This is a genomic window from Allofustis seminis DSM 15817 (assembly GCF_000374325.1).
GTDB lineage: Bacteria > Bacillota > Bacilli > Lactobacillales > Carnobacteriaceae_A > Allofustis > Allofustis seminis.
In genome coordinates, this window is record NZ_KB894086.1 from 46,210 (window position 1) to 56,464 (window position 10,255).

General features: G+C 35.2%; 15 protein-coding genes. All 15 read left to right on the plus strand.

Translation table 11 applies throughout. The features are described from left to right. Window positions 1–8 precede the first annotated feature (8 nt). Window positions 9–449 carry a competence type IV pilus minor pilin ComGD gene (gene comGD, locus C231_RS0106595; protein WP_018659839.1) on the plus strand — a complete coding sequence of 147 codons (441 nt, stop codon included), beginning with the start codon at window positions 9–11 and terminating at the stop codon, window positions 447–449. Continuing rightward, on the plus strand, window positions 430–735 hold the full coding sequence (gene comGE, locus C231_RS0106600) for a competence type IV pilus minor pilin ComGE (RefSeq protein ID WP_018659840.1): 306 nt from the start codon (window positions 430–432) through the stop codon (window positions 733–735). Before comGD ends, comGE begins: the two co-directional genes overlap by 20 nt. After that, entirely contained in the window at window positions 710–1,216 is a 507-nt protein-coding gene (gene comGF, locus C231_RS0106605) for a competence type IV pilus minor pilin ComGF (protein ID WP_169333943.1), read from the plus strand. Before comGE ends, comGF begins: the two co-directional genes overlap by 26 nt. Further along, a complete protein-coding gene (locus tag C231_RS0106610; RefSeq protein WP_018659842.1) occupies window positions 1,203–1,445 on the plus strand; it encodes a hypothetical protein in 243 nt (80 codons plus the stop codon). The genes comGF and C231_RS0106610 overlap by 14 nt, the downstream gene beginning before the upstream one ends. Before the next feature lie 275 nt (window positions 1,446–1,720). Continuing rightward, on the plus strand, window positions 1,721–2,782 hold the full coding sequence (locus C231_RS0106615; protein ID WP_018659843.1) for a M24 family metallopeptidase: 1,062 nt from the start codon (window positions 1,721–1,723) through the stop codon (window positions 2,780–2,782). Window positions 2,783–2,804: 22 nt separating this feature from the next. After that, entirely contained in the window at window positions 2,805–3,365 is a 561-nt protein-coding gene (gene efp, locus C231_RS0106620) for an elongation factor P (RefSeq protein WP_018659844.1), read from the plus strand. A 30-nt stretch (window positions 3,366–3,395) separates the two neighbouring features. Continuing rightward, window positions 3,396–3,803 carry an Asp23/Gls24 family envelope stress response protein gene (locus C231_RS0106625; RefSeq protein WP_018659845.1) on the plus strand — a complete coding sequence of 136 codons (408 nt, stop codon included), beginning with the start codon at window positions 3,396–3,398 and terminating at the stop codon, window positions 3,801–3,803. Beyond that, window positions 3,803–4,306 carry a transcription antitermination factor NusB gene (gene nusB / locus C231_RS0106630; RefSeq protein WP_018659846.1) on the plus strand — a complete coding sequence of 168 codons (504 nt, stop codon included), beginning with the start codon at window positions 3,803–3,805 and terminating at the stop codon, window positions 4,304–4,306. Before C231_RS0106625 ends, nusB begins: the two co-directional genes overlap by 1 nt. Before the next feature lie 39 nt (window positions 4,307–4,345). Continuing rightward, the gene (gene xseA / locus C231_RS0106635; protein ID WP_018659847.1) at window positions 4,346–5,698 is read left to right on the plus strand and encodes an exodeoxyribonuclease VII large subunit; all 1,353 of its coding nucleotides are present in this window, start codon (window positions 4,346–4,348) and stop codon (window positions 5,696–5,698) included. Then, complete coding sequence (locus tag C231_RS0106640) at window positions 5,699–5,935, plus strand: exodeoxyribonuclease VII small subunit (protein WP_018659848.1); 237 nt, start codon at window positions 5,699–5,701, stop codon at window positions 5,933–5,935. 9 nt (window positions 5,936–5,944) lie between these two features. Beyond that, window positions 5,945–6,850, plus strand: a complete 906-nt coding sequence (locus C231_RS0106645) for a polyprenyl synthetase family protein (RefSeq protein ID WP_018659849.1) — start codon at window positions 5,945–5,947, stop codon at window positions 6,848–6,850. Beyond that, on the plus strand, window positions 6,840–7,685 hold the full coding sequence (locus C231_RS0106650) for a TlyA family RNA methyltransferase (protein WP_018659850.1): 846 nt from the start codon (window positions 6,840–6,842) through the stop codon (window positions 7,683–7,685). The genes C231_RS0106645 and C231_RS0106650 overlap by 11 nt, the downstream gene beginning before the upstream one ends. Further along, window positions 7,663–9,348 carry a DNA repair protein RecN gene (recN, locus tag C231_RS0106655; protein WP_018659851.1) on the plus strand — a complete coding sequence of 562 codons (1,686 nt, stop codon included), beginning with the start codon at window positions 7,663–7,665 and terminating at the stop codon, window positions 9,346–9,348. Before C231_RS0106650 ends, recN begins: the two co-directional genes overlap by 23 nt. Window positions 9,349–9,380: 32 nt before the next feature. Next, a complete protein-coding gene (locus C231_RS0106660; protein ID WP_018659852.1) occupies window positions 9,381–9,902 on the plus strand; it encodes a ClbS/DfsB family four-helix bundle protein in 522 nt (173 codons plus the stop codon). Window positions 9,903–10,082: 180 nt separating this feature from the next. Further along, complete coding sequence (locus C231_RS08790; protein ID WP_018659853.1) at window positions 10,083–10,217, plus strand: hypothetical protein; 135 nt, start codon at window positions 10,083–10,085, stop codon at window positions 10,215–10,217. Window positions 10,218–10,255: the final 38 nt, after the last annotated feature.

The following is a 10,255-nucleotide window of genomic DNA, read 5'->3' on the forward strand; positions in this document are numbered from 1 at the left end:
TAATTAAAATGAAATGCTTAAAATCAAATAAAGGTTTCACACTGATTGAAATGCTTCTGACTATTTTTGTTGTCTGTTCACTTGTATTCTTACCACTGATAAATTTCAACAAGACAATGGCTACGATAGAATCGAGAAATTTCATTCATCATGTTCAAACTGAATTACATTTCTTGCAAAGCTATAGCATTATTAAAGATAAGCGAACAAGATTTTCTATATTTCCAGAATTTCGTACCATTAAATGCACTACTTCTGAGGAAAATTATTTTATAAAATTTCCACGTTCAGTAGAATTTATGGGAGAGGGTGCAAAAATCTATAATTTTGAAGCTGGAACAGGTAATTTGGGGAATTTTAATAGGATGCGATTTCGCACAAATGATGGGCAATATATAATAAAATTCCAATTGGGAAGTGGGCGATTTGATGTCGAGAAAATTGATTAAATCTACTAAAGGCTCGCTTCTCATTGAAGCGATGATAGGATTGTTCATATTGTGTACGATTTTAGTTATTATTTTGCCACAATTATATGCTAATGTGTCAAGAAAAAAAGAATTAGAAAGTCAGTCTGATTTATATCGTGTACTTTATGAAGCGAGCAGGACGTGGAATGGCCAGGAGAAGTACATCATGTGGCAATTTAATGAGCAGAATTATCGCGTTACCTATTTTAGCAATGGTCTGACTGTGGTGAATGAGGACGGTGTTCAAGTTGATTTGGCACTCTAGGAATGACTGTAATATTATCAATCAACAAAGTGGATTTACCTTGCTAGAGGCTCTAGTTGCCTTATTGATTACAAGTACTATTTTTCTTTTAATGGCCAGTGGTATTTTTCAAGGAAAATTAGCACAGCCACTTGCTGAAGATCAAGAACAAATTGAATGGCACCTTTTTTTAAATCAGTGGGAAGCCTATTTAAATGATGCTGAGTTCGAGAAGTTAACACGTCGCCAACTAACAACTAAAGAAAAAGCCAAAAATAAGAAAAAATCTGAAACATTTACTTATAAAAAAAGCGGGCAAGCATTTGTTCGCACAAAAAATTATGGAGGCGGCTATCAACCCCTTCTTTTAAATGTGGCATATGTAGAATTTGCACGTGTTCAGGGCCAAATCGAAATTACTGTTTCTTTTATTAATGGAAAAACAAGGGTAGGTAAGATATATGTCGAATCGTGGGAAGACTTTTCAGATGAAAAGCAATGAAAATGGATTTGTTTTAGTTACAGTGATATGTTTTTTAATGCTATCCAGTCTACTTTATGTTACACTCACGCAATCTTTATCGCGGCAGTATCATTTACAGCATATGTTGATGGACAGCTACTATGAACAAGCAAAAATGCAACTGGAAAAGAATATGGACAAAGTAAAGATTCCAGAAGTAAAAGAATTCGAAGATGAACATGCACTTTATGAGCAAAAAAAGTTATAAAATGATCAAATTATGATATACAAAGGAGGCGATCCTAAAGCAAAATGATTTAAATCAATGAAAAATAATCAATAAAAAAACAAAAAATCAAAGATCATAACAAAAGACTCAAACCATTTAAAAGATATTTTTCATTGAAATGATATTATCGAGTATGTTTTATTACATACTCGATTTTTTAGTGGCTGGATAGTTTTAGTAATTGTCAGTGCATTTCTTACGGTATTTTTGTTATAATGAAAAATGGATGATGAGATTAGAAAGAAGGATATATAATGAGAGTACAAAATGTACAGAAAAAACTAGTCCAAGAAGGCCTTGATGCGATACTTATTACAAGTCCTTATAATTTACGTTATGTTTCAAATTTCACAGGCACGACAGGCCTCAGTGTGATCACACAAGAAAAAGCTTTTTTTGTTACAGATTTTCGTTACATGGAACAAGCAGCCCATCAGGCAAAGGGGTTTGAAATCGTTCAAAATTTCGGCCCAATCTTAGATGAGGTCAAAAAGCTTATTGCGCAAGAAAACATTAAAAAAATTGGGTTTGAAGCCGATCATGTCATCTATAATGAATTCTTGACCATGAAAGAATTATTTGATGCAGAACTTGTTGGAGTGACCGGATTTGTTGAAGAATTACGTCTGGTAAAAGATCCGACAGAAGTTGAAACCATTCGTCAAGCGATTCGTATCACTGAAATTGCTTATCGTCATATTTTAGATTATATTCAACCCGGTATGACCGAAATTCAAGTAGCCAATGAATTGGAACGTTTTATGAAAGAACAAGGAGCATCCAGCGTGAGTTTTGATACGATTGTTGCCAGTGGTAAACGCAGTGCGATGCCTCATGGCGTAGCCAGTGAAAAAGAAATTGAAATGGGCGACATGATCACTATTGACTTTGGTTGCTACTATAAAGGATATGTTTCAGATATGACAAGAACGTTTGCGCTTGGTGATCCTGGAGAAGAGTTGAAAGAAATTTATCAAATTGTGCATGATGCCCACCGTAAAGCGGCACTTGCAGTTAAACCAGGTATGACTGGCGCAGAAATCGATGCCATTGCACGAGATTATATTAAAGATCATGGTTATGGTGAATATTTCGGTCATGGTACTGGTCATGGTATCGGACTTGAAATTCATGAAGGACCGACCGTTAATGCAACGAATAATAAACCATTAGTGCCAGGTAATGTGATTACCGTTGAACCAGGAATTTATATTTCAGGTTTGGGTGGCGTTCGTTTGGAAGATGATATTTTAGTGACGGAAGATGGGCATGAGAATTTAATGGTGCTTGAGAAAGATTTTCTTATTAAAGAATAAAAATATCCCTAGGAGGAACAGTATGATTACATCAAATGATTTAAAAAAAGGACTCACAATTCAATATGAGGGAAGTATTTGGAAAGTTTTGGACTTCCAACATGTAAAACATGGACGTGGTCAAGCAATTGTTCGCGCGAAATTGAGAAATTTACGTCAAGGAAATATTAAAGACCTTACTTTCCGCGCTGGGGAAAAATTGGAAACCGCTCATATCGAAACGAAAACCATGCAATATTTATATGAAAATGCAGGACAACATATTTTCATGGACTTGGAAACATATGAACAAATTGGCATTCCTGAAGAAAAGATTGAAGATGAGTTGAAGTTCTTAAAAGAGAATGAAAATGTTGATATTGTAACATATGAGGGAGAAGTTATCGGTGCATCACTTCCTGTCAAAGTACAATTACGTGTAATTGAAACAGAACCTGGAATTCGCGGAGATACACAAAGCGGAGGTTCAAAAACCGCAAAACTTGAAACAGGTGCTGTCATCACTGTTCCACTATTTGTTAATGTGGATGACGTATTAATTGTTAATACGGAAGATGGAAGCTATGACTCACGTGTGCAATAATTGAGGCACTAACGAAAAGGAGGGCTAGCATTGGTAAAAACATACGATCATTCAAAAGCAGTTTATGGTAACATCGAAATTTCTCAAGAAGTTTTAGAAGTTATTGCAGGCAAAGCCACGCACGATGTCGCGGGTGTTTATGGAACTCAGAAATCTTTTTCCAATGAAGTACTGAATTATTTTAATAACAAGGAATTTCGTCGAGGCGTTCAACTTACAAAGTCTGAAACAGGAGAGTTAGTTTTAGATATTTATGTGAATTTAGATTATGGCGTAAAAGTGAGTGAAGTTGCACTAGCGATTCAAAAAAATGTTCGTGACCAAATCTATTTCATGACGAATATTCATATTAATGAAATTAATGTACATATCGTTGGCATCGTATCGGTTAAAACAGAGTTAGCCGATATTCTTGAAAAAGATGGAGATATGAAATAATGACAAAAGAAATAACTGGAGTCAGACATTTTATACGTCAGGTTGCTTTTCAAACATTATTTCAACTCAATTCCAATGAAACAATAGAACAAAATGATGCAATCCAATTTGCATTATTGAAAGATGAAGCCACTCAAAATAAAGATCTAACGATTGAGGAAATGATTCAGACAGGACTACCCCAAAAATATCGCAACGAAGATATCATTCATGATAGTGCAATTTTTTTAAGTGAATTATTAGAGGGGATACGCGATCACCAAGCACAAATAGATCAAGTGATTGATGAAAATATGTCGGCATGGAATGTTGAAAGAATTCATTTGACACATTTAACAATTTTAAGAATTGCTGCTTATGAATTGCTTTTTATGCCGGAGACGGACCCGCGCATTGTAATGAATGAAGCGATCGAATTATCGAAAGAATTTAGTGATGAAAAATCAAGAAAATTTATAAATGGGGTACTGCAAGGTATTCAGAATTCAAAAAAAGAAGCCTAACCCGGCTTCTTTTTTCATCATCAGGGAAGGAGGGACGAAATGGGCGATCGATATTTAAGTGTTACGCAATTAACGCAATATATTCATAGGAAATTTACACATGATCCCTATTTACAAGTGGTATACTTGCGTGGGGAAATTTCTAATTATAATTCTAGACGAAATTATCAAAATCAATATTTTAAATTAAAAGATGAGCATGCTGTAATTCAAGCGATTATGTTTCAAAATATAAGCAAACATCTTCAATTTGAGTTGGAAGAAGGTATGAGCGTATTAGTTCGCGGGCGTGTGGATGTATATGAACCTTATGGAACATATCAGATTTATGTTGAAGAGATTCAGCCCGAAGGAATTGGGAATTTATTTTTAGCATATGAACAAACGAAAAAGAAATTAGCGGCAGAGGGCTTATTTGATCCAAAATATAAAAAAACGTTGCCCATTTTCCCTAAAAAAATAGGAGTGATTACAAGTGCAAGTGGTGCCGTTATAAAAGATATTCAAACCACTATTGCACGCCGCTATCCTATTGCTCAAATTTATCTATTTCCAACACTTGTCCAAGGGAAAAAAGCGGCAGAAGATCTCGAAAAAAATATTAAGCGTGCTGCAGCATATCCTGATCTTGACTTGCTAATTATTGCCCGTGGCGGAGGAAGTTTTGAAGACTTATATCCTTTCAGTGAGGAAAAAGTAGTACGTGCTATTTTTGAAACAAAGCGTCCAATTATTTCTGCCATTGGCCATGAAACGGACCTTTCGCTTTCAGAGTTGGCTGCTGATTTAAGAGCACCAACTCCAACGGCAGCAGCAGAATTAGCAACACCGCGCTTGCTTGATATACAAGAAACATTGAATCGCCATGAATTACAATTAGAAAAAAATATCCGGTATCTATTAGATGGATATTATAATACTCTAGAAAAATTGAGTATGTCTTATATTTTCAAAAATCCACAAAGACTTTATGATACCTATATTCAGCGAGTAGATCTGATTACTGGACAATTACAGCATCAATTGAACTATATATTAAAAGAAAATATGGCATTCTATGATTATTTAAATAATCGACTGACACGTGCAGGTGATATGCTTCCGATTCAGTTCATTTACCAAAATGTAATAAACTTAGAAGAGAATTTAAGACAATTAAGCAGACAATATCGACAGATTCAAAATGAAAAATTACGTAGATTACAAGATTCACTCATAATGCTGTCGCCCTACCATGTCTTGGAGAGAGGCTATGCGATCGTGGAACAAAATCAACGTTCCATTCAGATGAGCAGCGACTTAGAAATTGAACAACCTTTTGTTGTGAAATTTAGCATGGAAGATGCAATCTGGGCAAAACAAATAAAAGATAATAAAAATGAAGGTGAGTAAATGGCTGAGAAAATGTTTGAAGAAAAATTAAAAGATTTGGAAATGATCGTTCAACAACTTGAAAAAGGGGAAGTTCCCTTGGCTGAGGCGTTGAATTTATTTGAGGAAGGCATGGCAATAAGCAAAGACCTAAAAACTCAACTTGAAACTGCAGAAAAAAGATTGATTAAAATTGTAGATGAAAATGGAAATGAAACTGATTTTGAACAATCACATGAATCATTGGATAAAGAATAAGGAGTGGCTATGGAATCCGCGACATTTCAAAAAAAATATGACCAATTAAAAACAATGTTCGAAAATCATATGACCACACTAGATTTTGGAGAAGATACTAAGCTGACTGAATCCATGAGCTACTCCCTTTATGCAAAAGGCAAAAGATTACGTCCATTACTACTTCTAATGACTTTGGAAAGTTATGATATTCGTCCCGAAGAAGGTTTAAATGCTGCAACCGCAGTAGAAATGGTTCATACTTATTCACTTATTCATGATGATTTGCCTGCAATGGACGATGATTCTCTAAGACGGGGTATGCCTACAAACCATATGAAATATGGAGAAGCGACAGCAATCTTAGCAGGCGATGCATTGCTAACGCAGGCTTTTTTTGAACTTACAAAAGGCACACTTGCCCCTTCTATAAAAATACGCTTGGTGCAACTGCTTGCGGATTGTTCTGGAGCATTAGGTATGTGTGCTGGGCAACAATATGATATTCTAGTAGAAAATCAAAAGATAACACTTGAAGCACTTGTTCAAATTCATCAGTTGAAAACAGGAAAATTATTTGAATATTGTACCGTTGCCGCAGGAATTATAGCAACGGCTACAACACTAGAAGTGAAATGGCTACGTCAATATGCGAAAAGTTTAGGACTTGCTTTCCAGATTCGAGATGACCTATTGGATATTATTGGTGATCCTGAAATACTTGGGAAAAATATTGGCGCAGATGAATATCACCACAAGAGTACTTATCCAGCTCTTCTTGGAATAGACAAAACATATTTCTATCTGAACCATCATTTGCAAGAAGCTATCAATGCCTTAAATGAATTAGAGATGCTCAACCCTAACTTTAACAAGCGTTTACTAATGGACTTTGTTAAAAAATTAGAATTGGAATATATAAAAAATGACAAATAAAAAGCGCGTGGATGAATTACTTGTACAACAAAACTTAATAGAAAATGTTGATCAGGCGAGACGTTTGATTATGACGGGCAATGTTTTAACTTCCAAAAATGAAAAAGTTTATACGGCAGGAGAGATGTATAGTCCAAGTGAGATCTTCCGTATAAAAGGCGATATGAAAGAGTATGTGAGCCGGGGAGGAAACAAGTTGGCCCATGCAATTAATCACTTTGACATATCATTGTCCAATGCAACTGTTTTAGATATTGGTTCATCAACAGGCGGCTTTACGGATGTCTGTTTGCAAGCGGGCGCAAAATTAGTATATGCACTTGATGTCGGAACGAATCAATTGCACTGGAAGCTACGAACCGATCCGCGTGTCATATCAATGGAACAAACTAATTTTCGCTATGCAACTCTGGCTGATTTTAAATATGGTCGCCCACATTTTGCTTGTACTGATGTCTCTTTTATTTCGCTTGCTTATATTTTCCCGCCACTTACTACTATATTGCCCATTGGTGGTGAATTAGTAGCACTAATTAAACCACAATTTGAAGCGAGAAAAGAAGATATTGAGGCAGGTGGCATTGTACGCCGTAGTAGTGTGTATGAATATGTATTAAAAAATTGTCTTCAAGCCGCCAAAGCTGCCGAGCTAAATCTTTTAGGACTGACATTGTCTCCCATAAAAGGCAGCAAAGGCAACGTTGAATTCTTAAGTTATTTTAGACGAGAAAAGATAGATCCAGAGCAATGTGATAAATATGTTCATGATGAAATAGCACGTGTCTTATGTGAATTGAAAGAGAGGGAATCGAATGTTAAAACATTTAAAGATTAAAAATTTTGCGATTATTGAAGAAGTTTCGCTTTCTTTTAATTCTGGAATGACGACATTAACAGGTGAAACTGGTGCGGGAAAATCGATCATTATTGATGCAGTGGGGTTACTTGCTGGTGGACGCGGTTCTAGCGAATTTGTTCGTCATGGAACAAAAAAATGTGTCTTGGAAGGGAATTTTTCGCTTCCATCCAATACACAACTTCTAAAAATTTTAGAAGAAGAAGCAATAGAAACTGATGCTAACATTTTAGATATTCAACGTGAAATTTATGACAATGGGAGAAGTGTCTGTCGCGTGAATGGGTCAATGATTACAATTGGAAAGTTAAAAGAAATTGGGAATTTTTTAATTGATATTCATGGCCAAAATGAACATCAAGAATTAATGAATATGCAAAAACATCTCCAGCTTCTCGATTCTTTTGGAGATGAACAGCTAATAAATATTGCTCAAGAGTACAATGATAGTTATAAACGATACAAAAAAATCAAAACAACTTTGCAACAGTGGACGCAAAATGAAAAAGAAGTCATGCAACAATTGGATATGTATGATTACCAAATGACTGAAATTCAAAATGCTCAGTTGCAAATAGATGAAGAGGAGACGTTGCTAGAAGAACAGCAGAAATTGGCTAATTTTCAAGCAATAAAAACGGCACTTGCTCAAAGTTATTTTGCTCTTCAAAATGACACATCAAGCGGCCTAGATTATTTAGGTGTTGCGATGGAGGCAATGGAATCTATTGAAGCATATGATCCACAATATGGTGCAATTAGCCAACAGCTGACAGATCTTTTTTATTCTGCGCAAGATATTGCAAGCGAAATCCTCTCTTTAAAAGATGATTTGGAATATGATGAAGAACGCTTGCAAATAGTAATGGAACGGCTAGAGCTTATTCAGCAATTAAAAAGAAAATATGGAAATTCTATTCCCGAAATATTGAATTATTATGAAGAAATTTCCCAAAAACATCATAGATATAAAACAAGAGATACAAAACAGCGTGATTTGCAAGAAGAAATGAAAAGGTTAGAAAAACAAGTTTTAGATAGTGGACGGACATTATCGAAATTGCGGCGAAAAATTGGTCAGATGCTTGAAAAAGAAGTTAAGCAGCAACTGCAAGACCTTTATATGGAACATGCTCAATTTGCAGTTCTCTTTGAAAAAGATGTCAATGACACTACAATCAGTGATGCAACTTACTCGGGGCTGGATGTTGTAGAATTTTATGTTGCGACTAACCTAGGAGAACCGCTAAAACCTTTAGCAAAGATAGCTTCAGGCGGAGAACTTTCACGATTGATGCTTGCTGTCAAATCGATTTTCTCAAATGCTCAGGGTGTTTCAAGTATTATCTTTGACGAAATAGATACAGGGGTCAGCGGTCGCGTTGCGCAAGCCATCGCAAATAAAATGCACCATATTTCACTTGACACACAAGTGCTGGCAGTGAGCCATTTGCCTCAAGTAGCTGCAGTGAGTGAACATCATCTTTATGTACACAAAACATATGTAGAAGATCAGGCACGCACTATTACGGATGTAAAAGAGCTATCTGAAGAAGAACGCATTCAAGAAATTGCACGCATGCTCTCAGGGGAAGAAGTAACATCTGCGGCACTTGAAGCAGCAAGAGAATTAAGAAAATAAAAATTTAATTGCATAATCTAGTGGAGGTATGTATGAGAAGCTATGAAAATAAAGTGGAATTAAAAAATGAAATAAAAAAATCATTTGAAAAATATATTACAGAATTTGATAATATTCCAGAAGAATTAAAAGATAAAAGAGTAGCTGAAGTTGATAGAACCCCTGCTGAAAATCTAGCCTATCAAGTAGGATGGACGAATCTTCTTTTAAAATGGGAAGAAGATGAAAAAAATGGACTAGAAGTAAAAACGCCATCAGATAAATTCAAATGGAATCAACTTGGCGAATTATATCAATGGTTTACAGAAACATATGCTCATAGATCCTTAAAAGAATTAAAAAAACAACTCATAAATAATATTGAAGCAATTTATGTAATGATTGATGCATTTACAGAAGAAGAATTATTTCAACCACATATGAGAAAGTGGGCAGATGAAGCTACAAAAACAGCAACTTGGGAAGTGTATAAATTTATTCATGTCAATACAGTGGCACCATTTGGAACATTTCGAACGAAGATTCGAAAATGGAAGAAACTGCAAAATGATTAAATCATAGTACTTTTTATATGAATAAATATATAGTTGTTTTAATATAACATTAAATTTAAATAATAACTTAAAAAAGGAGTGAGCAGTCACTTCCTTTTAAATTATATAAAATAAAGGATTTATGGTAATAAGCTTGATTTTTTCGGGGGGGTACTATGATTAAAATGAGGAGGTATATATATGAAATTAAAAGAAATGGCAACGACCTTTACAACGGCATCGCTAGCTTTGGCGTTGATGGTACCCGTTGCATCGAACGTAGCCTTCGCAGAAGAAGTAGAAGAAGGTACGACAGAAGGAACTGAAGTTGTATAAGTAGAAACTGTGGAGACTAAAGAAGATACGGTTGCAGC

Excerpts from the sequence above, each read along its gene's own strand:
- C231_RS0106645 (WP_018659849.1), top strand. The coding sequence starts at position 5,945 with ATGGAATCCGCGACATTTCAAAAAAAATATGACCAATTAAAAACAATG.
- recN (WP_018659851.1), top strand. The coding sequence starts at position 7,663 with ATGTTAAAACATTTAAAGATTAAAAATTTTGCGATTATTGAAGAAGTT.
- C231_RS08790 (WP_018659853.1), top strand. The coding sequence starts at position 10,083 with ATGAAATTAAAAGAAATGGCAACGACCTTTACAACGGCATCGCTAGCT.
- efp (WP_018659844.1), top strand. The coding sequence starts at position 2,805 with ATGATTACATCAAATGATTTAAAAAAAGGACTCACAATTCAATATGAG.
- C231_RS0106610 (WP_018659842.1), top strand. The coding sequence starts at position 1,203 with ATGAAAAGCAATGAAAATGGATTTGTTTTAGTTACAGTGATATGTTTT.
- C231_RS0106660 (WP_018659852.1), top strand. The coding sequence starts at position 9,381 with ATGAGAAGCTATGAAAATAAAGTGGAATTAAAAAATGAAATAAAAAAA.
- comGE (WP_018659840.1), top strand. The coding sequence starts at position 430 with ATGTCGAGAAAATTGATTAAATCTACTAAAGGCTCGCTTCTCATTGAA.
- C231_RS0106650 (WP_018659850.1), top strand. The coding sequence starts at position 6,840 with ATGACAAATAAAAAGCGCGTGGATGAATTACTTGTACAACAAAACTTA.
- C231_RS0106640 (WP_018659848.1), top strand. The coding sequence starts at position 5,699 with ATGGCTGAGAAAATGTTTGAAGAAAAATTAAAAGATTTGGAAATGATC.
- xseA (WP_018659847.1), top strand. The coding sequence starts at position 4,346 with ATGGGCGATCGATATTTAAGTGTTACGCAATTAACGCAATATATTCAT.
- C231_RS0106615 (WP_018659843.1), top strand. The coding sequence starts at position 1,721 with ATGAGAGTACAAAATGTACAGAAAAAACTAGTCCAAGAAGGCCTTGAT.
- comGD (WP_018659839.1), top strand. The coding sequence starts at position 9 with ATGAAATGCTTAAAATCAAATAAAGGTTTCACACTGATTGAAATGCTT.
- nusB (WP_018659846.1), top strand. The coding sequence starts at position 3,803 with ATGACAAAAGAAATAACTGGAGTCAGACATTTTATACGTCAGGTTGCT.